This is a genomic window from Kaistia sp. 32K (genome assembly GCF_016629525.1).
Lineage (GTDB): Bacteria > Pseudomonadota > Alphaproteobacteria > Rhizobiales > Kaistiaceae > Kaistia.
In genome coordinates, this window is record NZ_AP024269.1 from 2,356,917 (window position 1) to 2,382,846 (window position 25,930).

Annotated in this window: 26 protein-coding genes; 11 read left to right on the plus strand and 15 right to left on the minus strand. The window is 67.0% G+C overall.

Features of this window, described 5'->3' with window-relative positions; genetic code table 11:
• Positions 1–273: 273 nt before the first annotated feature.
• Positions 274–1,317 (minus strand): glycosyl transferase family 90, encoded by a 1,044-nt coding sequence (locus K32_RS10650; RefSeq protein WP_201403980.1) that lies wholly within the window; start codon positions 1,315–1,317, stop codon positions 274–276.
• A 159-nt stretch (positions 1,318–1,476) separates the two neighbouring features.
• Between K32_RS10650 and K32_RS10655 the strand changes: the two genes are divergently transcribed.
• The 4 genes from K32_RS10655 (at position 1,477) to K32_RS10670 (ending at position 5,295) form a co-directional block, all read left to right on the plus strand.
• Positions 1,477–2,310: a TatD family hydrolase gene (locus K32_RS10655; protein WP_201403981.1), complete on the plus strand. Its 834-nt coding sequence runs from the start codon at positions 1,477–1,479 to the stop codon at positions 2,308–2,310.
• Positions 2,303–3,142: an MBL fold metallo-hydrolase gene (locus tag K32_RS10660; protein ID WP_201403982.1), complete on the plus strand. Its 840-nt coding sequence runs from the start codon at positions 2,303–2,305 to the stop codon at positions 3,140–3,142. The genes K32_RS10655 and K32_RS10660 overlap by 8 nt, the downstream gene beginning before the upstream one ends.
• A 145-nt stretch (positions 3,143–3,287) precedes the next feature.
• Positions 3,288–4,250 (plus strand): YbhN family protein, encoded by a 963-nt coding sequence (locus K32_RS10665; protein WP_201403983.1) that lies wholly within the window; start codon positions 3,288–3,290, stop codon positions 4,248–4,250.
• Positions 4,251–4,572: 322 nt separating this feature from the next.
• The gene (locus K32_RS10670) at positions 4,573–5,295 is read left to right on the plus strand and encodes a hypothetical protein (RefSeq protein WP_201403984.1); all 723 of its coding nucleotides are present in this window, start codon (positions 4,573–4,575) and stop codon (positions 5,293–5,295) included.
• Between the two features lie 471 nt (positions 5,296–5,766).
• Here K32_RS10670 and K32_RS10675 read toward each other — a convergent pair whose 3' ends face one another.
• Positions 5,767–6,330 carry a chloramphenicol phosphotransferase CPT family protein gene (locus K32_RS10675; RefSeq protein WP_201403985.1) on the minus strand — a complete coding sequence of 188 codons (564 nt, stop codon included), beginning with the start codon at positions 6,328–6,330 and terminating at the stop codon, positions 5,767–5,769.
• Positions 6,331–6,543: 213 nt separating this feature from the next.
• Positions 6,544–7,233 (minus strand): CDGSH iron-sulfur domain-containing protein, encoded by a 690-nt coding sequence (locus tag K32_RS10680; RefSeq protein WP_201403986.1) that lies wholly within the window; start codon positions 7,231–7,233, stop codon positions 6,544–6,546.
• 217 nt (positions 7,234–7,450) lie between these two features.
• Here K32_RS10680 and K32_RS10685 point away from each other — a divergent pair, with 217 nt between their 5' ends.
• On the plus strand, positions 7,451–8,164 hold the full coding sequence (locus tag K32_RS10685; RefSeq protein ID WP_201403987.1) for a DUF1868 domain-containing protein: 714 nt from the start codon (positions 7,451–7,453) through the stop codon (positions 8,162–8,164).
• A gap of 69 nt (positions 8,165–8,233) precedes the next feature.
• On the opposite strand, the gene K32_RS10690 is transcribed toward K32_RS10685, so the two are convergent.
• Positions 8,234–9,295 (minus strand): alkene reductase, encoded by a 1,062-nt coding sequence (locus tag K32_RS10690; RefSeq protein ID WP_201403988.1) that lies wholly within the window; start codon positions 9,293–9,295, stop codon positions 8,234–8,236.
• Positions 9,296–9,398: 103 nt separating this feature from the next.
• Positions 9,399–9,824 carry a group III truncated hemoglobin gene (locus K32_RS10695; RefSeq protein ID WP_201403989.1) on the minus strand — a complete coding sequence of 142 codons (426 nt, stop codon included), beginning with the start codon at positions 9,822–9,824 and terminating at the stop codon, positions 9,399–9,401.
• A 256-nt stretch (positions 9,825–10,080) separates the two neighbouring features.
• Between K32_RS10695 and rimO the strand changes: the two genes are divergently transcribed.
• Positions 10,081–11,397, plus strand: coding sequence for a 30S ribosomal protein S12 methylthiotransferase RimO (gene rimO / locus K32_RS10700; protein WP_201403990.1), 1,317 nt, complete (start codon positions 10,081–10,083; stop codon positions 11,395–11,397).
• A 316-nt stretch (positions 11,398–11,713) separates the two neighbouring features.
• On the opposite strand, the gene K32_RS10705 is transcribed toward rimO, so the two are convergent.
• Together K32_RS10705 and K32_RS10710 are read right to left on the minus strand one after the other, a co-directional pair.
• Complete coding sequence (locus K32_RS10705; RefSeq protein ID WP_201403991.1) at positions 11,714–12,565, minus strand: hypothetical protein; 852 nt, start codon at positions 12,563–12,565, stop codon at positions 11,714–11,716.
• A complete protein-coding gene (locus tag K32_RS10710; protein WP_201403992.1) occupies positions 12,558–13,097 on the minus strand; it encodes an RNA polymerase sigma factor in 540 nt (179 codons plus the stop codon). The genes K32_RS10705 and K32_RS10710 overlap by 8 nt, the downstream gene beginning before the upstream one ends.
• An 84-nt stretch (positions 13,098–13,181) precedes the next feature.
• Here K32_RS10710 and K32_RS10715 point away from each other — a divergent pair, with 84 nt between their 5' ends.
• From K32_RS10715 to K32_RS10735, 5 genes are all read left to right on the plus strand, one after another.
• Positions 13,182–13,859 carry a tetratricopeptide repeat protein gene (locus K32_RS10715; RefSeq protein WP_201403993.1) on the plus strand — a complete coding sequence of 226 codons (678 nt, stop codon included), beginning with the start codon at positions 13,182–13,184 and terminating at the stop codon, positions 13,857–13,859.
• 184 nt (positions 13,860–14,043) lie between these two features.
• On the plus strand, positions 14,044–14,625 hold the full coding sequence (locus tag K32_RS10720) for a tetratricopeptide repeat protein (RefSeq protein ID WP_201403994.1): 582 nt from the start codon (positions 14,044–14,046) through the stop codon (positions 14,623–14,625).
• 146 nt (positions 14,626–14,771) lie between these two features.
• Entirely contained in the window at positions 14,772–15,059 is a 288-nt protein-coding gene (locus tag K32_RS10725; RefSeq protein WP_201403995.1) for a hypothetical protein, read from the plus strand.
• Between the two features lie 85 nt (positions 15,060–15,144).
• The gene (locus K32_RS10730; protein ID WP_201403996.1) at positions 15,145–16,269 is read left to right on the plus strand and encodes a type III polyketide synthase; all 1,125 of its coding nucleotides are present in this window, start codon (positions 15,145–15,147) and stop codon (positions 16,267–16,269) included.
• Positions 16,266–16,844 carry an isoprenylcysteine carboxyl methyltransferase family protein gene (locus tag K32_RS10735; protein ID WP_201403997.1) on the plus strand — a complete coding sequence of 193 codons (579 nt, stop codon included), beginning with the start codon at positions 16,266–16,268 and terminating at the stop codon, positions 16,842–16,844. Before K32_RS10730 ends, K32_RS10735 begins: the two co-directional genes overlap by 4 nt.
• Here K32_RS10735 and K32_RS10740 read toward each other — a convergent pair.
• The 8 genes from K32_RS10740 to K32_RS10775 all read right to left on the minus strand — a co-directional run bounded on the left by K32_RS10740 (position 16,775) and on the right by K32_RS10775 (position 25,927).
• Positions 16,775–17,992: a M20/M25/M40 family metallo-hydrolase gene (locus tag K32_RS10740; RefSeq protein ID WP_201403998.1), complete on the minus strand. Its 1,218-nt coding sequence runs from the start codon at positions 17,990–17,992 to the stop codon at positions 16,775–16,777. The genes K32_RS10735 and K32_RS10740 overlap by 70 nt on opposite strands.
• Positions 17,989–19,263: an allantoate amidohydrolase gene (locus tag K32_RS10745; protein ID WP_201403999.1), complete on the minus strand. Its 1,275-nt coding sequence runs from the start codon at positions 19,261–19,263 to the stop codon at positions 17,989–17,991. The genes K32_RS10740 and K32_RS10745 overlap by 4 nt, the downstream gene beginning before the upstream one ends.
• Positions 19,260–19,781, minus strand: coding sequence for a 2-oxo-4-hydroxy-4-carboxy-5-ureidoimidazoline decarboxylase (gene uraD / locus K32_RS10750; protein ID WP_211201080.1), 522 nt, complete (start codon positions 19,779–19,781; stop codon positions 19,260–19,262). Before uraD ends, K32_RS10745 begins: the two co-directional genes overlap by 4 nt.
• 33 nt (positions 19,782–19,814) lie before the next feature.
• Entirely contained in the window at positions 19,815–20,996 is a 1,182-nt protein-coding gene (locus tag K32_RS10755; protein WP_201404000.1) for a urate hydroxylase PuuD, read from the minus strand.
• Between the two features lie 112 nt (positions 20,997–21,108).
• A complete protein-coding gene (locus tag K32_RS10760; RefSeq protein ID WP_201404001.1) occupies positions 21,109–22,179 on the minus strand; it encodes a BMP family ABC transporter substrate-binding protein in 1,071 nt (356 codons plus the stop codon).
• A 91-nt stretch (positions 22,180–22,270) separates the two neighbouring features.
• Positions 22,271–23,182, minus strand: coding sequence for an ABC transporter permease (locus tag K32_RS10765; protein WP_201404456.1), 912 nt, complete (start codon positions 23,180–23,182; stop codon positions 22,271–22,273).
• An 8-nt stretch (positions 23,183–23,190) separates the two neighbouring features.
• Complete coding sequence (locus K32_RS10770) at positions 23,191–24,345, minus strand: ABC transporter permease (protein ID WP_201404002.1); 1,155 nt, start codon at positions 24,343–24,345, stop codon at positions 23,191–23,193.
• Positions 24,335–25,927: an ABC transporter ATP-binding protein gene (locus K32_RS10775; protein WP_371813033.1), complete on the minus strand. Its 1,593-nt coding sequence runs from the start codon at positions 25,925–25,927 to the stop codon at positions 24,335–24,337. Before K32_RS10775 ends, K32_RS10770 begins: the two co-directional genes overlap by 11 nt.
• Between the last annotated feature and the right edge of the window lie 3 nt (positions 25,928–25,930).

Here is a 25,930-nt window from a genome sequence, read left to right on the forward strand (position 1 = left end):
CCGATATCCGCGATGTCGGCCCGGATTCTCTCTTTCTCCAAAACACGCTCTACCGTCACCCCGGCGAAGGCCGGGGCCCATGAACACCGGCCGGGAAAGCTTGGGCCTTGCCTTCTGGCCGGGGTCCGGCGCGTCTGGATCCCGGCCTTCGCCGGGATGACGACGGAGGATGGCACGGCCGGAGCCGCTCATCCTCGGACCACCTCAGCACGATGAGAGTGGTGTCTTGCAAAAGACCCATGCCGGCGAGGGGAGGGGCAGGGGTGAAATCCCCTAGCCCGGCCCCAGCCGCTCGTTGATCCGCTGCACGACGGCGACGGTTTCGGATTCGCGCGTCCGGCGCAGGGCGAATTCCTGGCCGGCCGCCGCGATCTCGCGGCAGGCCTGGTCGTGCGCGCGGCACCATTCGACCTTTTCGATGACATCCGACAGGTCGGCCGCCACCGGCACATAATGCGTCCAGGGCACGAACTCGTCGTAGAACCACTGCCGGAAGCCGCCCGGCGAGGCGACCTTCAGCACGCAGCATCCCAAAAGCAGCCGCGTATAGAGATTGCCCCAGCTGGTGCTGGAGCCGTCGATGTCGATGGCGAACTTGACGTCGATCCAGCGCGACGGCGGCAGATGGTTGCCGAGGATGCCATGCGCCTCCATCGCCTCCCGCGTCGCCTGATGCGCCCGGTCGCGCTCCGGCACGATCAGCCGCACGTCGACGTCGTCGAGCCCGCGCAGCGCCAGGCAGAGCCGGACCCGCTGCTTCAGGTTCGGATCGTCGATGTCCATCTGCTCGGTGGTGGTGTGGCCGTGGCCCGAAATGTCGCCGCGCCAGAGCAGCGTATCCTTCCGCGCGGACCATTGGCCAGGGCGGTTCTCCGCCAGCGTACGGTAGGGCTCATAGTATTCGGGCACCATGAAACCCGGATCGGGCACGAGAATCGACTGCAGCTCGTTGCTCGAATAGGCGAGCTCGTTCGGAATGTTTTCGCCGTCATCCGAGACGTTGGCGACCGCCGAGGTCACGTCGGCCGCCGTCCGGCTCATGATCCGGACGAAGGGCGGCAGGCGCCGCCACATCATCTCGAACTGATATGGGTCCCGTGCCATCAGGTCCCGGTCCAGATGGATGTGCAACTGATTGCCGATCCTCTGGAAATCGATCTGGAAGCGGTGCCGCCCGGGCTCGTTGGCCTGGTTCAGGACGATCGAGGCGGCAGCGCCGGAGATGGCCGGCAATTCGGCCGCCAGCTTGCGCACCAGGGCCTCTTCCTTGAAGCGGCGCGGCAGAATTCGATAGAGGGTACGCTGGCTGAATTGCACGTACGAATCCTTGGCCGCAAGCTGTCACATCCGGCAGTTTAGTGGGCCGATCTCGCGGCTGTCCACAACGGTCGACAGCGTGGCGCTTAGCCGCTACTGACTGCGCACGGCGCACCCCATATTGGCGCCAATGCGCAATCATCCGAACGGTCGAAGACAATGCTGGTCGACAGTCACTGCCATCTGGATTTCGCGGATTTCGAGGCCGACCGCGCGGCGCTGATGCAGCGCGCCCGGGACGCCGGCGTCGGCCTGATGGTGACGATCTCGACCCGAGTCCGCCAGTTCGACAAGATCCTCGCGCTCGCCGAGGCCTATCCGAACGTCTTCTGCTCCGTCGGCACTCATCCGAACAGCGCGCATGAGGAACCGGACATCCCGACCGAGACGCTGGTCGAGCTTTCGAAGCATCCGAAGGTCGTGGCGATCGGCGAGGCGGGCCTCGATTATTTCTACGGCGCCGAGCACAAGGCCGTGCAGGCTGAGGGCCTGCGCCGCCACATTGCCGCCGCCCGCATCACGCAGCTGCCGCTCGTCATCCACGCCCGCGACGCCGACGAGGACATGATCGCGATCCTGCGCGACGAGATGGGGAAGGGGGCCTTCCCGGCCATCCTGCACTGCTTCTCGTCCGGGCCAGAGCTGGCAAAGGTCGGCCTGGAGCTCGGGCTCTACGTCTCCTTCTCCGGCATCCTGACCTTCAAGAGCGCCCAGTCGCTCCGCGACATCGCCCGCGACGTGCCGCTCGACCGGTTGCTGGTCGAGACGGACGCGCCCTATCTGGCGCCCGTGCCGCATCGCGGCCAGCGCAACGAGCCGGCCTATGTCCGCGACACCGCCGCGGTGCTTGCCGAGGTGAAGGGCGTCTCGCTCGACGAGATGGCCGGGATCACGACCCACAATTTCATGCGCCTCTTCACCAAGGTGCCGCGCGACGCGGCGGCCAAGGCCGCGCTGGCGCTGGCGACCGCGACGGTGGCGCATCATGGCTGATGGCGCCCCGGAGAGCCTCCGGGCCGATCGCCTGCGCATCACCGTGCTCGGCTGCGGCGCGTCGCCCGGCGTGCCGCGCATCGGCAATGACTGGGGCGCCTGCGACCCGTCGGAGCCGAAGAACCGCCGCACGCGCTCGTCGATCCTGATCGACGGCTTTCGCGGTGATCATCCGTATCCGACGCGGGTTCTCGTCGACGCCGGCCCCGATGTCCGCAGCCAGTTGCTCGACGCGAGGGTGGACCGGCTCGACGCGGTGCTCTTCACCCATCCGCACGCCGACCACACCCACGGCATCGACGATCTCCGCTCGTTCTGGCTCGATACGCACCGCCTGGTGCCGGTCTATTCGGACGATTTCACCCAGGAACGCCTGGAAGAAGCCTTCGGCTACTGCTTCCGCACGCCGACGGGCGGCAGCTATCCGCCGATCCTCGGCCGCACGCGGATCGAGCCGGGGCAGGGCTTCGCCATCGACGGTCCCGGCGGCCGGCTCGACATCCTGCCGCTCCGCCAGATCCATGGCGACATCGAGAGCCTCGGCTTCCGGATCGGCGATTTCGTCTATTCGAGCGACATCAGCGCGATCCCCGACGAAACCCTGCCGCATCTCGCGGGGCTCTCGCTCTGGATGGTCGACGCGCTGCGCTGGCGGCCGCACCCGAGCCATTTCAGCGTCGACGACACGCTCGGCTGGCACGAGAAGCTGCGGCCGCGCCGGACGATCCTGACGCATATGCACGGCGATCTCGACTATGCGACGCTCGCAGCGCATGTCCCGGGCGATGTCGAGCCCGCTTTTGACGGGATGATCCTGACCGTCAACCTCTAGATCGGCACCGCCGCGCATGGCGGGTGTCGATAAACCGCGTGGCGTGGAGAGCTTTGGTCTTTCTCCACGGAAAAGGACGTGCCAATCTTAGATTCGGGATGCAGCAGTATCTCGTTCACAGTCGATCGAAGGGGGATGCTGCCCAATGAAATTCAGAAATGCTGCCTGGTCCATCTTCGGGATCGGCGCGGTTGCTGTCTCTGTCTTCATTCTCTACCGCGAATTCCGGCGAATCTCCTTCGCCGAAGTCGCCGACAGTCTCGCGGCGATCACCTTCGGCAACTGGGCGCTCGCCATCGTCGCCACGCTCTGCGCCTATGCCGCGCTCGCCTGGTATGACCGGATCGCCATCCAGCATCTCGGCAAGAAGGTCTCCTGGCTCTTCATCTCGCTCTGCTCCTTCACCACCTACGCGCTTTCGCACAATATCGGCGCTTCGGTCATTTCCGGCGCGGTGGTGCGCTACAGGGCCTATTCGACGCGCGGCCTGTCTCCGCATGAGATCGGGCTGCTGATCGTCTTCTGTTCCTTCACCTTCGCGCTCGGCACCATCCTGATGGGCGGCTTCGTGCTCACCATCGAGCCCGAGATCGTGCAGCGGATCGCCGACATCCCGGTCTGGATCTCGTTCTGCATCGGCCTGGCGCTGCTGGGGCTGGTGGGCCTCTACGTCCTCGGCTCCTGGCTGCAGTTTCCGCCGTGGCAGTTCAAGCGCTTCAGCGTGCAGTATCCGCGCCTGCCGATCGTCATGCGCCAGGTCGTCGCCGGTCCGCTCGAGCTCGCCGCCGCCGCCGCCATCATCTATTTCGCGCTGCCGGCCACCAACAATCCGGGCTATCTCGTCATCCTCGGCATCTTCCTGGCCTCGTTCACGCTGGCGCTGCTGTCGCACGCGCCCGGCGGCCTCGGCGTGCTGGAGGTGACCTTCCTAGCGGCGCTGCACGAGATGGATCCGAACGACGTTCTGGCCGCGCTGATCGTCTTCCGGCTGCTCTACCTGCTGATCCCGTTCGGCATCGCCCTCATCGTCGTGCTGCTGTTCGAGAAGACGCAGCTCGCGCGCAAGGACGGGAATGCAACTCCAGATCAGAAGAAATTACCGTTGTAAATCATATACTTGTTATCATAACCTAAAGCATCGTAACAAGATCAGAATAGAGGCCGCGACGGTTGCGTCGCGGCCTTTGTGCTTTCAGCGGATCGGGCAGGGGCAAGGGAAGGGGACAAGGGCAGGGGACCGCCCTCCTCCATTCCGCGCGCATCCGGGGAGCCGGAACGAAGATCGGCGGCGCCTCCGGCACCGTTGCAGACGGATCACGGTCGCCCCATGAACGTGCTTCGGTCGCCGCTTCGCCCGAAAGCGGCCCCATTGACGTCGGGAATCGCTGCCAATCTGCCTTCAATCGGTTCGATCGAGCAGGAGATTCGCTGTGATCACGATCCCTGACGGCGCGGACAATCAGCGCCGCAACATCCTGCCGCGGCTGGCCTTTCATGGTGCGGCCGGGCTCGCCGCCGTGGCATGCGCGGCCCTGGTCGGCCACTTCATGATGAAGCCGGCCGACAATCCGCGGAGCGTCGCTCCGGCAACGGCGCAGATCTACGAACTTCCGGATGGCGAGCATCCAGAGGAGGCGGCCCCGACGCCGGATGCCGCGATGGAGCAGCAAGCAGCCGTGACGACGCCGGAGCCGATCCCGGTCGCCAAGGCGCTCACTCCGATCCCGCCGAAGCCGCTGGCAAAGCCGTCCGCGGCGCCGTCCGGTGGCGGTTCGCGCGAGGCCTGGGAGGCGATCGTCAACAAGGCGCTGACCCTGGCGCCGGCGACGCAGGCGCGTCCCGTGGCGGTTCGCGCTTCGGCCTCGGCGCCGCATGCCGCGCCGTTTGATCCGGCGCTGGTCGGCCGTGCGCCCGCCTATGACGATGTCATGCCGATCGATCCATTGCCGAACACGCCCCGGGTGATCGAGCGCGAAGGCCCGACCTCGATCGGCGACATGGCGAAGACGGCGACGACCTCGGTCGCGGCGACCGTCGTCACGCAGAGCAGCAAGATGGTCGACAATTTGATGCGCTGGAGCGAAAGCGCGGTCTCGAGCGTCGGCCTCAAGCGCGACCGGACGGCCACCAACGACAAGCTGGCGAACCCATAGTCCTGGGTTTGCGATCGGCCGGCGGGACCGCTCGGCACCAACCTGGGCCGGCAGAGCGCTGTGGTGCTGCTGGCGCAGTGCGAACGGAGCGCCCGACATCCATTGCCGGGATCGCTCGGTCGAGAGCCGCTGGGATCGGAGGGGCCGGCTTGATCGGAGGGCACGGTTTGGCAGAACCCGAGCCGTCACCGGTTCCTGACGGATCCTCGCATTTCCTGCCAATCCGCCAACTCGACACGCCCCATACAAAATAGTTCCATAATATATCTTATGCGAATTGAGGATGTGGCAATCCCCGCCTAAGGCATCACGACGACCGCGCCGCCCTAGGATGCCACAGCCCTCACCGATCCGCAGCCGGTTGATGGCAACCCGGACGCCGGACCGACCCGTCCTGTCGACGGCGTCTCGCTTGGATCCATCGCAGCGGAATTCGCTTCGCCGCGAACCGCGCTTGGGATCCGGCCGGATCTAGCTCCGCCGGTTGCCCAGCAAGAAGCTCGAAGCCGAGAAGCTCGACGCCCGGTGACCGCTTCGCCAGGACGCGAGCAACGTCTCGACATTGGCATCCGTCCCGTCCGTCGAGCTGAGCTCCAGATCGTAGGTCTTGCCGACATGGATGGTCTCGTAGTCCTGTCGGGCGCTGCCGATCGGCCGGTCGCCCCGGGCGGCCTCCCGCTCGATCAGGAGCTCCAGCGGACAGTGAATGCCGACGAAGAAGACGTCGTGCTCCGCGAACAGCCCGGCGAGCCTTTCCAGCCACCCGTCGGTGTCCAGGATGTGCTCGAGGATCAGATCGTTGCCGGCGTCGGCATACGCCTTCAGCGAGCGATGAAAGCCGTCGAAGAAAGCGGCTCTGGCGGCGCTCCAGCGAAACTCCCCGCTTCGGAACCGACGCGTCGGAAGCACGCCTGAATCCCGCAGGTGATCGATGGAAATATGCCAGAACGGGCTCTCGATCCGGTCCTGCAAGGCTCTCGCGAGCGTGGACTTCCCGGAGCTCGACGCGCCGTGAATGAAGATGATCTGGGCCATGCCGGTCTCCGCTGGTCGTGACGCGGGATATGGCAGCCTTGTAACAGCCACATGACCCTCATGGCGTGACGCCCGCCCGACGATATTCCTGCTTTGTTCTCATTTGACCAGGGTCGGGCAGGTGAGGTGGCGGGTCAGCCCAGGCCTCCATCTGGGGCCGGGCGGGGCGGTTCCGAGCGCCCTACCCGATCCCCCTGCTCCGCCGGCGGCTCGCTACCGGTCCTGGAAGCCGATCGCGGCATGGGTGCCGTCGCAGAACGGCTTGTTCTTCGACTGGCCGCACCGGCACAGCGTCACGCGGTTGCGCACCTCATAGGGCGTGCCGTCGGCCGACTCGATGGGGATGCCGCCGCGTACCCAGATCGGGCCGGCGACGCCTTGCTGCGGGTCCTCGACGATCGCGATCGAGGGTGGCAGGTCCGGTTCGACCGGTGCGCGCGTCTGATAGTCCCAGGCGACAAGCCGGCCGGACGGACATTGGCCGACCTGCCGGACGAAGGCCGCTCGTTCCGGCGCGGTCGTGGCCTGCGAGACCGTGTTCCAGACCTGGCCGTCGCGATCGCAGAAGCGCGCGAAGGCGCAGAGCGACTGCGCGTCGGTCAGCGCCAGGGTGGGTCCGTCGATCTCCTGCGCCAGGGCCGCGTAGGGCTGCCGCCGCGCCGTCTCGTCGCCGACGAAGCCGATCCGCACATGCGTGCCGTCGCAGAAGGGCTTGTTGGCGGAGTGGCCGCAGCGGCAGAGCTTGTAGGCCGGCGTCTCCGGCACGATGGTTTCGATCTCGACCCAGTCGATCGAATCCCCCTCCGAATTGGCGCCGATAGCCTGCCGGCTCAGCGGAACCTGTCCGCGGACCAGATACGGCCCGTTCTTCGAAACGGTGATCTTCATGCCGGTTGCGGCCATCGAATGTGCTCCTCCCGGAAAGCCCGCCATGTCAGCCTAGCCTCGTCCGGTCCCGAGGGCAGGCGCACGGTTTCAACTGGCGCTCCGGAGACGCGCTTCAATACGGCCGGGATCGCCGGCCGCCACTGGCGCTGTGGTCCACGGGCCCGACCTGTCATGAGTGGTTCATGGATCCGGGATAGTTGCGGCCATTCCCGCAACCGCCTGGTTCCCCACCATGACATCCACCTTGTCAGATCGCCGGCTCGCCGGCTATTCCGCCGCCTCGCGGACCGAGCCGCCGCGCCATCTCGGCCGCCGCTATGACCTCAGCGGCACCTTCCTGCCCGAGCCCGGCAACACCGTCGTCTGCCATCTGGTCGATGGCTCGCCGTCGCAGGCCGCCGTCCTCGAGGTCCGCCGCCGCATGCAGGCAATGCCGGACGCCGACCGGCTGGCCTTTACGCCGGTCTCCAGCCTGCACATGACCCTGTTCCAGGGCATCATCGAATATCGCCGCGACCTGCCCTATTGGCCGGCGGACGTCGCTCTCGATACCGAAATCGACGAGATGACGCGGATCTATCTGGACCGTCTCAGCGGCTTTCGCGGCGCCGGGCCGTTTCAGGTCGAGGTCGTCGACGTCGTGCCGACCGGCCTCACCGTCGCCGGCGCCACCGAAGCGGATCGGCGCGTCATGAAGGCGTGGCGCGATGCCCTCGCGGGCCCGTTCGGCTACCGCCATCCCGATCACGACGACTACGTCTTCCACGTGACGTTCGCCTATCTGATCGATTGGCTCGACAGCGACCGCCTGCCCGCCTGGGAGGCTCTGTTCGACGAGGCGCTCGCGCTGTTCGCCCGCGAGGCGCCGATCCTGGATCTCCGCCCGCCGGCCTTCTGCCGCTTCGCTGACATGAATCATTTCGAGGAATTGCTCGTCCTCGAATAGGCAAGTCGCTCCGGGCGAGGGTGGGGCGGACGCCCCTGCCCTCGCCCGGAAAACTTCGTAAAACCGGCCTCAGGCCACGGTTTCGAGCGTCGGATAGTCGGTATAGCCCTTGGCGTCCGGGGTATAGAAGGTCGACGGATCGGGCTGGTTGAGCGGCGCGTCGAGCGAGAAGCGGCGCACGAGGTCCGGCGTCGCGATGTAGTTGCGCCCGAAGGCCACCGCATCGGCCGTGCCGCTGCTAATCAGACGCTCAGCGTCGGCCTTGCTCAGCCCCTCATTGGCGATGACGACGCCGCCGAAAGCGCGCTTGATCTCGGCGAGCAGGCTGTCCGGCCCCTCGCGCTCAATGACGAAGAGGAAGGCGATGCCGCGCTTCTTCAGCTCTTCCGCGATATAGGTAAACAGCGCGCGCGGATTGCTGTCGCCCATGTCATGGCTGTCGCCACGCGGGCGGAGATGCGCCGCGACGCGCTCCCGTCCCCAGACCGAAATCGCCGCGTCGACGATCTCCAACAAGAGACGGGCGCGGTTCTCGATCGATCCGCCATAGCGGTCGGTGCGGCGGTTGGTGCTGTCCTGCAGGAACTGGTCGATCAGATAGCCATTGGCGCCATGCACGTCGACGCCGTCGAAGCCGGCCCGCTTGGCGTTCTCCGCGCCGCGGCGAAAATCCTCGACGATGCCGGGGATCTCGTCCGTCTCCAGCGCGCGCGGCACGACATAGGGTCGGACCGGGCGCAGCAGGCTGACATTACCGGCAGGCGCGATGGCGCTCGGCGCCACCGGCAGGTCGCCGCCGAGCAGCTCGGGATCGGAGATGCGGCCGACATGCCAGAGCTGCGAGACGATGCGTCCGCCCGCGTCGTGCACCGCCTTGGTGACGAGCTTCCAGCCCTCGACCTGCTCGTCCGACCAGAGGCCCGGCGTGCCGGTGTAGCCGACGCCCTGCGCCGTGACGCTGGTCGCTTCGGTGATGATCAGGCCGGCGGCCGCGCGCTGGGCGTAATACTCGGCCATCAGCGCATTCGGGATGCGCTCATCCCCTGCCCGGCTGCGCGTCAGCGGCGCCATGACAATGCGATTGGGCAGGTGGAGGGCACCGGCCTGGAGCGGTTCGAAGAGCACTGACATCGATCGGGAATCCCTTGTGGCGCGCGCCAATTGGTTCGTCTTCCTGACCAAATATAGGCAGCGCCGGGAAAGCCGCAATCTCTACTGAACGACTCGGGTAAACTTAAAGCTGGAAGGCGTGGCGAGGCCTGCGGAACTCGCCGCGCACGCTGCCGATGCCGAGCTCGAAGCTGTCGGCGATGCGGTTGGCGCGATCGATGAAGATCGCCGCACCCTCGGGCGGCATGATCTCCGACGCCGTGGCGCGGAACAGCGCCAGCCAGCGGTCGAAATGCTCCGCCTCGATTGGCAGGCGCAGATGCTTCTGCATCGGCCGGCCCTGGTAGCGGCCGGTGCGCAGCACGACGTTCGACCAGAAGGCGCAGAGCTTGTCGAGGTGCTCGGGCCAGTCGTCGACCTGCGCCTCGAAGACGGGGCCGATCAGCTCGTCGCGGCGAACGCGGTCATAGAAGGTGTGCACGAGCGCCTTGATCGACGCCTCGTCGACGCCGGGAATGGCCACTCCAAATCCGCTGCTCTCGCCGGCCATCCTGATCTCCACTGCGTCCGAACCACCCTCAGCTAGGCGGTGGGCCGCGCCCCGACAAGCCCGCGTGACAAGCAGCCGCAAGCTTTGCCAAGGATTCCATTGACAGAAACGGGTCTCTCCGACAGATAGGCGGCGAGAAATAGAACAATGAAAAGGTAGCCCGTCCCGTCGACCTGACCGCGCATATAAGCGCGGCGCGCCTGACGCCCGTCGCACCGGACCAGCCACCGATCAACCAATACCGAGACATGTCCGCATGAACAGCGAAGCGCCGCGCATTTCCTTTGTCAGCCTCGGCTGTCCCAAGGCTCTGGTCGATTCCGAGCGGATCCTGACGCATCTGCGCGCCGAGGGCTACGAGCTCTCGCGCCACCATGACGGCGCCGACGTCGTCATCGTCAACACCTGCGGCTTCCTCGACAGCGCCAAGGCGGAGTCGCTGGAAGCCATCGGCACGGCGATGAAGGAGAACGGCAAGGTCATCGTCACTGGCTGCATGGGCGCCGAGCCCGAGCAGATCCGCGAAGCCTTCCCGAACGTGCTGGCGATCACCGGCCCGCAGCAATATGAGAGCGTGCTCGGCGCGGTGCATACCGCCGTGCCGCCGGCGCACGACCCGTTCGTCGATCTCGTGCCGCCGCAGGGCATCAAGCTGACGCCGCGCCACTACGCCTATCTGAAGATCTCGGAAGGCTGCAACAACCGCTGCTCGTTCTGCATCATCCCGAAGCTGCGCGGCGACCTGGTCAGCCGCCCGGCCGGCGACGTGCTGCGCGAGGCGGAGCGGCTGGTGAAGGCCGGCGTCAAGGAGCTGCTCGTCATCTCGCAGGATACGAGCGCCTATGGCGTCGACATCAAGTACGAGGCGAGCAAGTGGCGCGACCGCGAGGTGCGTGCAAAATTCCTCGACCTGTCGCAGGCGCTCGGCGAGCTCGGCGCCTGGGTGCGCATGCACTATGTCTACCCCTACCCGCATGTCGACCAGGTCGTCGAGCTGATGGCCGAGGGCAAGATCCTTCCCTATATCGACATCCCGTTCCAGCACGCGAGCCCCAACGTCCTGAAGGCGATGCGCCGCCCGGGCAACCAGGTGAAGACCGCCGACCGCATCCACAAATGGCGCGAGATCTGCCCGGATCTCGCCGTGCGATCGACCTTCATCGTCGGCTTCCCCGGCGAGACGGACGAGGATTTCGAGTTCCTGCTGGAATGGCTTGATGATGTGAAGCTCGACCGCGTCGGCTGCTTCAAGTTCGAGCCGGTCGAGGGCGCGCCGGCGAACGAGCTGGCCAATCCGGTGCCGGAAGAGGTCAAGGAAATCCGCTGGCACCGCTTCATGAAGCGCCAGCAGGAGATCAGCGCCAAGCGGCTCGCCAAGAAGGTCGGCCGCCGCATCCCGGTGATCATCGACGAGACCACCGGCCTCAGCGCCAAGGGCCGCACCGTCTGGGACGCGCCGGAGATCGACGGTTCGATCCACCTGACCTCGCGCCGCCCGATGCGCGTCGGCGAGATCTACACGGCGAAGGTCGAGAGCGCCGACGCCTACGACCTGCACGGCGTGGTGGTCTGAGGTAGCGGTCGGTCTGAAGGTAGCCGGCCCTTCCCCTCTCCCTGAGGTGACCTTTGCAGAACACCGAAGGTCGCCATGCGGTCCAAGACCTAAGGGCACGGCACCGTCACCCCGGCGGAGGCCGGGGCCCATGAACACCGGCCGAGAAAACTTGGCCCAGCCTTATCGACCACTGGCCGGCGTGTATGGATCCCGGCCTTCGCCGGGATGACGACGGAGGGTGGCACGCTCCATCTTCGAGCCACCGAAGTATGTGGGATGGTGTTCTGCAAAGGTCACCTCAGGGAGAGGTGAAGTGCGGCCCTGCCCCCGCCCCTCAGCCGGCAACCTTCTCTGCCAGCGCCTGCAGCCGCTCGGCCGGCGCGCGGCCGATCAAGAGGCGAGCCTGGCCGCCGGAGGCCCAATGGACGATCGTGAATCCGTCCAGCTCCTCCGTCGTCGGCGGTATCTCGGCCTTGTCGGGATTGGCGATCACGCAATAGGCGATCGGCCCATGCTCGGGGTCGAGAAACGCCATCTGCACCAGCGGCTTGCCCCGGAAATCGAACAGCTGCGCCCCGCGGAACGACAGGCCCGGAAAGGCGTCCGGCGCGGAGGCGAGATCCACGCCCACCTTCTTGGAGGCGAGGCTCAGCTCGGCCGCCGCGCGCTCCGGCGTCGGCGCCAGCGCCAGCGTCTCGGGGGTCGTCAGCGACCAGTATTCGGCGACCGCCTGTCGCCAGTCCTCGACCGGGGCGGGCTCCCTCACCTGCTGCGCTTGCTCGATCGGCTGCGCCTGCTGCGCCGGCGGCGACGCGGCATGGCCGCGAATGAACTCGTTGGCGATGCCGCCGAGCAGGAACAGCGCGATCGCCGCCGCAACCATCTGCCGCGGGCTGAGCGCCGCCTGCGGCCACATCCGCCGCAGCGGCACGACGTTGCCGGCCTCGTGCTGGGCGACGGCCTGCGCCAGGATGTTGTCGAGCCGCGCCTTCGGCGCCTGCGACTTCAGGGCATCCAGCGCCGGGGAAATGCCCGCGCCGCCGCGTTCCAGGAAAGCCAGGCGGCCGGCGAGCTCCGCCTCTGCGTCGAGGCGGGCCTCCAGGGCGGCGCGATCGCGATTGTCCAGCTCGCCGTCGAGATAGGCGACCAGGATGGAATCGTCGGGATGGGTGGAGATCTCAGCCATCATCCCCTCGCCTGTCGTCCGGGGTCGCCGGCCTGGTGTCGCCCGCGAGCGGGCTCAGTTTTTCACGGATGGCGGCAAGCCGGCTCATGATGGTTCCAATCGGCACGCCGAGATGTTCAGCCGCCTCGCGGTAGGAGTATCCTTCCGCGTAGACGAGCAGGACGGTTTCCCGCTGTGCCTCGGCCAGCCGTCCTATCTCGCTTAACACCTGAGCGGCGAGAATATTCGATTCCATCGCCGGCCCGCCCTCAAAAACGAGGGCGATCTCCGCATCGACGACGCCGCTGCCCCGCCGGACCCGTTGCGACCTGAGCTCGTTGATCCAGATCGAGCGCTCGATCGAGAAGAGCCAGCGGTCGAGCCGCGTCTCCGGCGCGAACTGGTGGGCCCGCTCCAGCGCGCGAACGCAGGTGGCCTGCACGAGGTCCTCCGCCGTATCGCGATTGCGCGACAAGACCAAGCCATAGCGCCACAGCGCCTCCAGATGAAGCGCCAGGCCTTGCTTCACAGCATCGTTACCGGTTCTGGACATGGGGAAACGAATAGGGCTCCCGCCCCTGCTGTTCTTGCCGCGACTCTCGTCTCAGAGGCGAGAGGAAACCAGTCGGAGGCTCCGATGACAACCATGTTCGAAAAGACGACGCGATCCGTCCTCACGATCGCATTCATTGGCCTGCTCGCCTCGACCGGCGCAGCCCTCGCTTCGAGCGGTGGTGGCGGCGGGGGCGGCGGCGGAAGCAGCGGCGGTGGAGGTAGCAGTAGCAGCAGCAGCGGCGGCATGGGCGGTGGCGGCGGCGGCATGGGCGGCGGCAGCAGCAGTAGCAGCAGCAGCGGCGGCAACAGCCACTTCATGCCGAGCAACCAGGTCTGCAAGCGCGGCCTCGTCTTCAGCCAGCGCGTCCAGCACTGCGTCAAGGCAAGGTCGAGCGGCCTGACCGATCAGGAGCTGTTCCAGCAGGGACGGCAGCTGGCGCTCGCCGGCTATCATGACAACGCCCTCGACGTTCTCGACGCCGTCCAGAACAAGCAGGACGCGATGGTGCTGACCTATATCGGCTACAGCCACCGCAAGAAGGGCGATACCGACCTCGGCATCGGTTACTACAAGCAGGCGCTGGCCATCGATCCGAACAACGTCAACACCCATGAATATCTCGGTGAAGGCTATGTCAGCATCGGGCGCATCCAGCTCGCCAAGGATGAGCTGGTCATCGTCCAGAAGCTCTGCGGCAACACGACCTGCGAGCAATTCGAAGATCTCGAGGCCGCCGTCGCCGGCAGGCCGGCCGAATAAGCCGGCAGGGGCCCGTCCGCTCTCCGGCGGACCCACCAGGGCGCCGGTGGCGTCAATCCAGACGCCGCCGGCAGGCCATCATCCCCTCTTCACCACTTCGTGATCGACGTCCAGCCTGCCGCCGTCGAATAGGGCTCCACCTATGAACGTTTGTACGTCGCGACAACCATACAGGGAAACGACGATGTTCCAATCTCGCTTCGACAAGACCGCGCGCGCCACGCTGGCCGTTGCTTTCGTCGGGCTGCTCGGCCTCGGGGCCGCCATGCCCGCGCTCGCCGCCAGCGGTGGCGGTGGCGGCGGTGGCGGCAGCGGCTCTTCCGGCAGCGCACCGCCGAAATGCCGGCAGGGCCTCGTCTGGGACCAGAAGGTGGGGCGCTGCGTACGGGCCCAGTCCAGCAATGTCCCTGACAAGGAGTTGCTGCAGCAGGGCCGCGCCCTCGCGCTGGCCGGCTACTATGACGACGCGCTGATCGTGCTCGACGCGGTCAAGAACAAGCAGGACGCGATGGTGCTGACCTATATCGGCTACAGCCACCGCAAGAAGGGCAATACCGACGTCGGCATCGACTATTACAAGCAGGCGCTGGCGATCGAGCCCGACAACCTCAACACGCATGAATATCTCGGCGAGGGCTATGCCAGCGCCGGACGGATGGAGCTCGCCAAGCAAGAGCTGGTCATCGTCGAGAAGCTCTGCGGCAACACGACCTGCGAGCAATATGAAGATCTCGCGGCCGCGGTCGCCGGCAAGCCGACCGAATAATCACGGAAACGAACCGGCGGCATCTATATTGAGGCCGCCGGCTCGGCCGTCACCACTTCGTGACCCGCGTTACATCTTCTGGATGTCGAATAGTGCGCGCGCAAGGAATAGCTTCGTATCGGCATCACGCCGACGGAGAGATACCGATGACCTCGGTAGCAACCACCGTTCCGCTCGCGATCGCCTGCATCGGGCTGATCAGCCTGGCCGCCGCGGATCCGGCCTTCGGGGCCTGCGGCAGCCATAGAAGGGTGAGCCATGCGCGCATGCCGCCATGCAGCGATCAACAGGTCTGGGACACCGAGTACCAACGCTGCCTGTCCGTCAGCGCGAAGGGGCCTCCGGATCAGGAAGCCTGGCCGCGCGGGTCGAGCTGGGGGAACAACTACGGCAGCAGCTTCGGCGCCGGACAGATCATGCCGAACGCGCAGTAGATCCGCGCCGCGCCGGCGACCGGTCCGACCGGCGGAAGCCAGGCTCCGGTCCTGAAAGAAATGCCTTCGCATGGAGACAATTGGCATGAACCTGATCCGGTTTCCCGGCGCCACCATGACGGCGCCTGCCGGCAATCCGCACGTCACCGCGACGCTGCGCTCCCTGGTGACGGTGGTGCCGCCGCACCATATCCCGCAATCCGTGGCGAAGGAGCGGGCGCGCGAGGTCTTTGGCTCGCGCATGCCCTTCTTCGACCAGCTCGAGCAGGTGTTCGACAACGCCGCGATCGACGCGCGCTACAGCTGCCTGCCGGTCGAGTGGTTTCTCGGGCCGGCGGATTTCGAGGAGAAGACGCGGCTCTACCAGGAACACGCGACCGCCCTCGCCTTCACGGCCGCCAACCGGGCGCTGGACCGGGCCGAGCTGAAGGCCGAAGACATCGACGTCATCGTCTTCGTGTCCTCGACCGGCATCTCGACGCCCAGCATCGACGCGCGGCTGATGAACCTCATTCCGTTCCGCAGCGACGTGATGCGCCTGCCGGTGTTCGGGCTCGGCTGCGCCGGCGGCGTGCTCGGTATGACGCGGACGGCGCAGATGGCGCGCTCGCAGCCGGGTCTCAACTGCCTGCTCATCGTCGTCGAGCTCTCCAGCCTCGCCTTCCGCTATGACCGGCTGACCAAGAGCAACCTCGTCGCCAGCGCATTGTTCGGCGACGGCGCCGCCGCCGCCATCGTCACGAGCGGCGCCGAGGATTCGACGTCCCCGACACTCGGCATCGGCGGCGAGCATTGCTGGCCCGACACGCTCGACGTGATGGGCTGGAACATCGACGCGCAGGGCTTCGACGTCATCTTCCAGCAGAGCATTCCGCAGATCATCGCCGACGATTATCCGGCCGCCCTCGACGGCTTCCTCGACCGGCATGGACTTGAGCGTGCCGACATCGACCGCCCGTGCTGCCATCCGGGCGGCGCGAAGGTGACGGACGAACTGGAGAAGGTGTTCGGATATCCGAAGTTCGGCCTCGATGCCGAGCGTCGCGTGCTCGCCGCCTATGGCAACATGTCGGCGCCCACGGTCCTGTTCGTGCTCGACGATCTGCTGCGGAGCGGCGCGAGCGGCACGCTGCTGATGTCGTCGCTCGGGCCGGGCTTCACCGCCGGGTTCCAGATGGTGACCGTCGCCGAACCACAGCCGGCGCCATGAGCCTCGGCTGGGCCTATTGGCTGCTCCTCGCCGTCGCCCTGCAGCGCGGCGTCGAGCTGATCCGCGCCCGCCGCAACACCCGCGCGCTGCTGGCGCGCGGCGGCCGCGAGGTCGGCCGGGAGCACTATCCCGTCATCGTCGCGCTGCACGCGGCCTGGCTCGCGACGCTCGCCCTGCTGACCGCGCCCGACCCGCCGGTCCAATGGATCCTGATCGCCGCCTTCGCGCTGCTTCAGCTCCTGCGCCTCTGGGTGCTGGCGAGCCTCGGCCCCTACTGGACCACCCGCATCATCACGATCGACGACGCGCCGCTCCGGGCGACCGGGCCCTACCGCTTCCTGCGCCACCCCAACTACGTCGTCGTCGCGCTGGAGATCCCGCTGCTCGCCCTGATCCTCGACCTGCCGGTCGCGGCGCTGGTCTTCGGCGTCCTGAACCTCGCCGTCCTCGCCTTCCGCATCCGGATCGAGAACCAGGCGCTACTGGCGCGCAGGCCGTCGGCGGATCACGCCGAAAGCAGGTCTTCCAAGGCCAGCGCGACGATCTCGGTCGCGGCGCGCAAGTCGGACAGCTGAATGTGCTCGTCGGCCGAATTGGCGTTCGCCTCGAGGATGGAGCGCGGGCCGGCGCCATAGAGGATGGTCGGGATGCCGGCGGCCGAATAGTGCCGCGCATCGGTATAGAGCGGCGCGCCGGTCGGTTCGATCGCGAAGCCGAGCACCGATTTCGCCGGCCCCTGCACCGCCTCGACCAGCCGCTCGACGCCGGGCAGCGGCCTGAGCGGCTCGGCCAGCATGATGCGGCGACATTCGACCTCGACGCCCTCGGTCGCCGGCGTCGCCGCCTCGATCAGCTTGACGAGCTCTGCCTCGACCGCCTCGCCCTGCTCTTCCGGGATCAGCCGGCGGTCGATCCGGAAGGCGATCCGGTCGGGCACGACCGTCGTGTTGATGCCGCCCTCGATCATCCCCACGGTGATCTGCGGCGAGCCAATGCCGCGCTCCGTCGAGATGCGCTCGGCGAGGCGGCGCCGTTCGGCATAGATCGCGGTCAGGATCGGCGTGGCGGCTTCCAGCGCGTCGACGCCGGAAGACGGGATCGCGGCATGCGCCTGCCGGCCGCGCACGACGACCTCCAGATGCAGCGCGCCATTGTGCGCGGTGGTGATCGCGTAGGAGAACCCGGCCGAGATGGCATAGTCGGCCTTGGAGAGGTCGTGAGCCAGGAGCCATTGCGGCCCGACGAAGCCGCCTGTCTCCTCGTCATAGGTCAAATGCAGCTCGACGCCGCCCGAGAGGCGCTTGTCCGACTGTTCGAGCGCCAGCAGCGCGAAGGCATAGGTGGCGAAATCCGATTTTGAAACGGCCGCGCCGCGCCCGTAAAGCGCGCCGTTCCGTTCCTCGGCGCCATAGGGATCCGTCGTCCAGCCGCGCCCGGGCGGCACGACGTCGCCATGCGCGTTGAGCGCGATCACCGGCCCCTCGCCGCTCCCGAACGTCTTGCGCACGATCAAATTGGTGACGCTCTTCATGCCGTTCTGGCGGACATACGGCTCCGGCACGGGATATTGCTCGACCGTGAAACCGAGCGCCTCCAGTTCGGCGGCCGCGGCTTCAGCGTGCGGCGCGCAGTTTCCCGGCGGATTGTCGCTCGGGATCCGGATCATCGCCTTCAGGAACGCGACTTCGCGCTCCCAATTGGCGGCGATGGCGTCGCGGATCATGTCGCCTCTTCCTGGCGGGCCAGCTCGAGTATGGTCCCGACCAGGGCCTCGACGGCGACGCCCATGTCGTCCTCGGTCACGAACTCGGCCGGGTTGTGGCTGATACCGCCCCGGCAGCGCACGAAGATCATCCCGTATTCACAGAGATGCGCCATCGACAGGCCGTCATGGCCGGCGCCAGACAAAAGCTTCTGCGCCGGCTTGCCCATCACCTCGGATGTCGCCGTCTCGATCGCCGCCGTCAGCCGCGCACCGCAGGGGGCGAACGGCTTTTCCAGATAGGTGTCGAAGCTCAGCGCGACCTGGCGGACGGCCTCGATCTTGCGCGCCTGCGAGATGATCGCGGCGACGGCATCGCGCCGTGCCTCGTCCGTGGCGGCGCGCACGTCAAGCGTCAGGCGCACCTCGGACGGGATGACGTTCGAGGCGCCCGGCATAACGTCCAGCTGACCAACAGTCACGACGAGCGCGTTCTTGCGGTCCTTGCGGCCGATCGCCTCCATGGCGACCAGGAGCTCCGCCGCCGCCGCCAGCGCGTCGCGCCGCATCGGCATCGGCACCGTGCCCGCATGCCCCGCCTCGCCGCGAATGCGGATGTGGTGCCGGCTCTGGCTGGCGATCGCGGTCACGACGCCGAGCGGCGCGTTGGTGCGCTCCAGCACCGGCCCCTGCTCGATATGGACCTCGAGATAGCCGAGCACGGAATCGGCCGGATAGGCTTCCTCGGCCACGGTTTCCGGATCGAGCCCGAAGGCGGTGATCGCCTCGCGCATGGTGATGCCGGCGCGGTCGGTCTGGTCCAGCGTCGCCGTCTCGAAGACGCCAGCGGCGATCGCCGACGACGTCAGCGTGATCGGAAAGCGCACGCCCTCCTCGTCGCCGAAGGCGAGAATTTCGAGCCCGAACGGAAGGGCGACGCCGCGCGCCTTCAGCGCCTCGACGGCGAGCAGGGCGGCGACGACGCCGAAATTGCCGTCATAGCGCCCGGCATCGATCACCGTGTCGATATGCGAGCCGATCAGCAGCGATTTATTGCCACTGCGTCCGGCCTTTCCGGGCGGGAGCGAGCCGCGCATGCTGCCGGAGGCGTCCATGCGGACGGAAAGGCCCGCCTCGCGCATCCACTCGCCGACCAGTTCGGCGGCGCGCTTGTGCTCGGGCGTCAGATAGAGCCGGGTCAGATTATCGGGGCTGGCGGAAATCGCGGCGAGCGCGTCGATCATCTGCTGCGCGCGGGCGCCGGTCGCGCGGGTGGTGGCAAGCTCGGTCATTCGGAAACACGGTCCTCGAGGCGGAAACGGATGATCCGCTGGACCTGCGTCAGCGCGGTCGCGAATTCGATGTCGGCGGGATTGTCCAAGCGGGCTTCGAAGGCGGCGAGCACCTGGTCCTTCGTCGCGCCCTTGACGGCGAGGATGAAGGGAATGCCGAAGCGGTCGCTATACACAGCGTTGAGGCGGGAGAAGCGGGCATACTCGTCCGCCGTCATCCGGTCGAGGCCGGCGCCGGCCTGCTCGCTGCGCGATTCCGGCGCCAGTTCGCCGGCGATCGCGGCGCGGCCGGCGAGATCGGGATGCGCCAGAAGCAACGCGCGCTGCGCGTCTTCATCGGCCTGCAGCACGGCGTCGGCAAAGGCCGCCACCATCGCTTCCCGGTCCGGGTAGGGCCGCGCCCTCCCCGCCTCCTCGGCCACCCACGGCGAATGTTCGGCGATATCGCCGAAACGCGTCACGAAGGCTTCCTCGTCCATGCGGTTGACCGCGGCGAGCGTCAGCGGTTGGGTCGACATTTCATCCCGGTTGCAGACCAATCTCAGGCTTGTCTAATGGCTTTGCAGCCACGCGCCAAGCCTCTTGCGATCCTCCTCCGTCATGCCGTGCTCGTTGCCGAGCGGCATGGCGGTGCCGTTCACCGCTTGCGCCATGATCTGCTGCTTGTGCGCGGCGAGCTGGTCCGTCGAGGTCAGGACCACGCCCTTGGGCGGCGCGTCGAAGCCGTCATGCGTCGGCTTGGCCGAATGGCAGGCGGCGCAATGGCGCGCCGTCAGCGTCAGCACGTCGGCATCCGACACGGTGAGGCCAGGGTCGAGCTCGACCGGTCGCGGCGCGGTCATGACCAGCAGCACGCCGAAGGCCACCGCCGACGCCGGGATCGTCCAGGCGAACTTGCGGAACGGGTCATGCGCCTCGTGCCGGTTGAGGAAATGGCGGATCGATCCGCCAAGCAGCAGCACGAAGGCGACGAGGATCCAGCTGTGCGGATGGCTCGACAGCATCGGATAATGGTTCGACACCATCATCAGCAGCACGGGCAGCGTCAGGTAGTTGTTGTGCACCGAGCGCTGCTTGCCGATCGCGCCGAGGCGCGGATCCGGCTTCTCGTGCTTCAGGAGCGAGGCGACGATCTTCTTCTGGTTCGGGATGATCACGCCGAAAACGTTGACCGCCATGATCGTGCCGATGAAGGCGCCGACATGGATCAGCGCGCCGCGGCCCGAATAAACATGCGTGAACATGTAGGCGGCGCCGACGATCAGCACGAACAGGCAGACGGCCAGCAGCGGCGTGTTGCGGCCGATGATCGACTTGCAGAGCTGGTCGTAGATCACCCAGCCGCCGACGAGCGACAGCATCGAGATGACGATCGCCTGCGACGGCAGCATCGGCAGGATCGACTTGTCGATCAGGAAGGTGTTGGCGTTCCAGTAATACTGGACGGTCAGGAGCAGAAAGCCGGTGACCCAGGTGAGATAGGCCTCCCACTTGTACCAGATCAGGTCGGACGGCAGCGCCGGCGGCGCGACCAGGTATTTCTCGACGTGATAGAAGCCGCCGCCATGCACTTCCCAGGCGGTGCCATAGACGCCTTCCTTCATCTGCTCGCGCTTCTTCAGCGAGAGGTCGAGCGCGATGAAATAGAAGGAGGTTCCGATCCAGCCGATGCCGACCACCATGTGGGCCCAGCGGATCAGGAGGTTCAGCCAATCGACGACGAATGCGGACATCGGGCGGGCTTCGGTCTCGTTGTGGTACCGGTTCCGAACGAACTCGGACCCGCGCCGGGACGCCGCGTAGCGGCGTGGACGGCGCAGGTCCTGCTAGGCGTGCGACAGCGGCCTATTTCGGCAGCTGGTCGTCGATGCCCTTGACGTACCAGTTCATGCTGAGGAGCGTGCCGTCGTCGAGGTTCTTGCCTTCGCCGATCGCCTCGGTGCCGTCCTGCTTGAAGATCGGTCCCTTGAACGGATGCAGCGTGCCGGCCTCGATCTCGGCCTGGGTCTTCTTGGCGGCGGCGACGACGTCATCCGGCAGGTTGGTGTAGTCGGCCATGTGCAGGATGCCGTCCTTCAGGCCGTCCCAGCTCTGCTCGGCCTTCCAGCTGCCGTCGAGCACCGCGTTGACGCGCTTGACGTAGTACGGACCCCAGGTGTCGATAATCGCCGTGTACTGCGCCTTGGGCGCGAACTTGTACATGTCGTGCGCCTGGCCGAAGCCGTGCAGGCCACGCTCCTGGGCGATCTGCAGCGGCGCGGGCGAATCCGTGTGCTGGGTGATGATGTCGGCGCCCTGGTCGAACAGCGCCTTGGCGGCGTCGGCTTCCTTGGCGGGATCGAACCAGGAATTGACCCAGACGACCTTGATCTTGAAGTCCGGGTTGATCGACTGCGCGCCGAGCATGAACGAATTGATGCCCATCACCACTTCGGGGATCGGGAAGGAGACGATGTAGCCGGCGACGCCGGACTTCGACTGCTTGGCCGCGATCTGGCCGGCGATGTAGCGGCCTTCATAGAAGCGCGCATTGTAGGTGCCGACATTCGGCGCCGTCTTGAAGCCGGTGGCGTGCTCGAACTTCACGTTCGGGAACTTCGCGGCGACCTTGATGGTCGGGTCCATGAAGCCGAACGAGGTCGAGAAGATGATCTGGCAGCCGGAGCGGGCGAGGCGCTCGAGCGCGCGCTCGGCGTCCGGGCCCTCGGCGATGCTCTCGACATAGGAGGTCTCGACCTTGTCGCCGAGTTCCTTCTCGACCATCTGGCGGCCGACGTCGTGGCCCTCGCTGTAGCCGCCGTCATTGTGCGGACCGACATACATCCAGCATGCCTTCAGCTTGTCGGCCGCGTTGGCGGAACCGACGCCGATGGCCAGTGCAATCACCGCGGTCGCGGCGGTCAGAATGTGTTTCAAGGCCTGTTCCCCTCTGTACGTCTCGTTGTGCGATCCGACCCGTTCCGGATATCGCCGCGGATCGCTGCGGCATGTCCCGGCATGATGTTCCCTAGCGGTCGGGAACGAAAGATTGCCCGAGCGCCGCCGGCGTATTGGCCCGGACGAGCGCGCGGTTGCGCGAAATGATCACCAGCACGACGATCGTCGTGAGATACGGCAGCGCCGACAGGAACTGCGACGGCACGCCGACGCCGAGCGCCTGCGCATGCAGCTGCAGGATGCTGACGCCGCCGAACAGCAGCGCGCCGATCAGAACGCGGCGCGGCAGCCAGGTGGCGAACACGACGAGCGCCAGCGCGATCCAGCCGCGCCCCGCCGTCATCGCCTGCGTCCATTGCGGCGTATAGACGAGCGACAGGTACGCGCCCGCGAGGCCCGAGCAGGCGCCGCCGAACAGCACCGCCATGAAGCGGACGCGGATGACGCTGTAGCCGAGCGCATGGGCGGACGCGTGGCTGTCGCCGACCGCGCGCAGGATCAGCCCGCCGCGCATGCGGAACAGAAACCACGACACGCCGATGGTGATCGCGATGGCGAGATAGGTCAGCGGATCCAGACGGAACAGCAGGCCGACGACGGGCAGGTCGCTGAGGACCGGGATCGAGACACGGGCAAGACCGGCGCCGGGCACGCCGACGAAGGCGTCGCCGATCAGGCCCGAGAGGCCGAGGCCGAACAGCGTCAGCGCCAGGCCGGAGGCGACCTGGTTGGCGACGAAGATCAGCGTCACGACGCCGAACAGCGCCGCCATCGCCATGCCGGCGAAGATCGCGCCAAGGATGCCGAGGCCGAAGCTGCCGGTCGTATGCGCCACCGCGAAGCCGACGACCGCGCCCATCGCCATCATGCCCTCGACACCAAGGTTGAGGACGCCGGAGCGCTCGGTCACCAGTTCGCCGATCGCGGCGAAGAGCAGCGGCGTCGCCGCCGTGATGATGGTGAGCAGGATGCCTTCGAGCATGAGCGCGGTCATGACGCCACCGCCTGGGTCTGGGTGACGGGTCGGCGCACGATCTGCAGCCGGTAGAAGATGAAGCTGTCGCAGGCGAGCACGAAGAACAGCAGCATGCCCTGGAACACCCGCGTCGTCTGGTCGGACATGCCGAGGGCGATCTGCGCGCCCTCGCCGCCGAGATAGGAAAGCGCCAGCAGGAAGCCGGCGAAGATGGCGCCGATCGGGTTCAGCCGGCCAAGGAAGGCGACGATGATGGCGGTGAAGCCATAGCCGGGCGACACGGTGGTGCGGAGCTGGCCGACCGGTCCCGCGACCTCGCAGACGCCGGCGAGACCGGCGAGCGCGCCCGAGATCAGGAAGGTCAGGAGCACCATGCGGCTCTGGCTGAAGCCGGCGAAGGCCCCTGCCCGCGGCGCCTGGCCGAGCACGCGGATCTGGAAGCCCGTCTTGGTCCAGCGCATCAGGAACCAGGCGGCGAACGCCGCGATGAAGACGAAGAGAATGCTGATGCGGATGTTGGTGCCGAACAGCATCGGCAGCAGCTGGTCGCCGTCGAAGGGACGGCTATCCGGGAAATTGTGCCCGGCCGGATTGCGCCAGGGGCCGCGCGCCAGCCAGTCGAGGAAGAGCTGCGCCACATAGACCAGCATCAGGCTGGTCAGGATCTCGTTGGTGCCGAAGCGGATCTTCAGGAGCGCCGGGATCGCCGCATAGGCCATGCCGCCCAGAATGCCGAGGATCAGCATGGCCGGCAGGATGAACGGCCCCTGCCAGTCCGGGAAGAAGATCGGCAGGAACGAGCCGGCGATGGCGCCGGCCGCGATCTGGCCCTCGGCGCCGATGTTCCAGGTGTTGGAGAGGAAGCAGAGCGACAGGCCCATCGCGATCAGGATGATCGGCGTCGCCTTGGCAATCAGGTCCTCGATCGACCACATCGCCGTCAGCGGCTCGACGAAGAACACGTAGAGGAACTTGCCGTAGTCGGAGAATCCGCGCCCGAGCGCCCCCGCCAGGCCGCCGGAGTCAGGCGCCGACAGGTCGGTCGCGACGACGCGCCAGACGATGACGATCAGCGCCCCGCCGATCAGCGTCAGAAGCAGCGCCAGGAGTGGCGACAGATAGGCCATGGCGGCGGATCGCTCGCCACGGCGGACCAGTTCAATGCGCATGCACAGCCCCCCGGCCCGTCATCGTCGGCTCGCCGACACCGCCCATCAGCAGGCCGATTTCCTCGCGCGTCAACCCGGAGGTCGGCCGCGACGGCGAAAGATGTCCCTTCGAGATCACCGCGACGTGGTCGGCGATCTCCAGCACTTCGTCGAGATCCTGGCTGATCACCAGGATCGCCGAGCCCGCCCGCGCCAGGTCGATCAGCGCCTGCCGGATGATCGCCGCCGCGCCGGCATCGACGCCCCAGGTCGGCTGGCTGACGACGAGCACGCCCGGCTGGCGGTCGATCTCGCGGCCGACGACGAATTTCTGCAGGTTGCCGCCCGAGAGCGAGCCCGCTTCCGGATCCGGCGCGCCCTTGCGGACGTCGAAGGAGCGGCTGATGCGATCGGCCAGCTCCCGCGCGGTATCCGGGCTGATGACGCCGCCGCGCAGCAGCCGGTCGCCGGTGGCGTGGCGGGTCAGCAGCACGTTGTCCGAGAGTTTCATGCGTGGCACGGCGCCGTGGCCCATGCGTTCCTCCGGCACGAAGGCGGCGCCGAGCCGCCGCCGCGCCGTGACGCCGAGCGCGCCGCACGGCTTGCCGTCGATGGAGACCGCGCCGGCGTTCGCCGCCTGCCGCTCGCCGGAGAGCGCGTCAAAGAGTTCGCCCTGGCCGTTGCCGGCGATGCCGGCGATCGCCATCACCTCGCCCGCCTTGACCTCCAGCGAGATCGCATGGAGCGGAACCGCGAAGGGATGCGGCTGCGGCAGGGACAGGTCGCGCACGGCGAGCCGCGTCTTCGCGTTCTGCGGCGGCGGAATGTCGGCCGTCAGGCTGCGCACCTCGGCGCCGACCATCATGGTCGCGAGCCGCGCCGCCGTCTCCTGCTGCGGATCACATTCCGACACCACCTTGCCATGGCGAAGGATCGTGGCGTGATGACAGATGCGCTTCACCTCTTCCAGACGGTGACTGATATAGAGCACGGCGCAGCCGCGCTCCGTCAGCTTGTCGAGCGTCAGGAACAGGTCGTCGGCCTCCTGCGGCGTCAGCACCGAGGTCGGCTCGTCCATGATGATGAGCGCGGGGTTCTGCAGCAGGCAGCGCACGATCTCGACGCGCTGCCGTTCGCCGACCGAGAGATCGGCGATCACCGAGTTCGGGTTGAGCGGCAGGCCGTATTCGGCCGAGATTGTCTCGATCTCGCGCGAGAGCGCCGCGCGGCTCTTCCGGTCCGACAGCGCCAGCGCGATGTTCTCGACGACGGTCAGCGCCTCGAACAGCGAGAAATGCTGGAACACCATGCCGATGCCGAGTTTTCGCGCGGCGGAGGGGCTGGAGACGCCGACAGGCTGCCCCTTCCACTCGATACGGCCCTCGGTCGGCTGCAGCGAGCCATAGAGGATCTTCACCAGGGTGGACTTGCCGGCGCCGTTCTCGCCGAGCAGCGCGTGGATTTCGCCCGGGCGGATCAGGAGGTCGATGGCGTCGTTCGCCTTGAACGTGCCGAACAGCTTGGTGATGCCGATCGCCCGCAGCAGCGGCGCGCCCCCGGGACGCTGCCGTCCCGTTCCCGCGCTGCCTGCCCCACCTCTGATAAG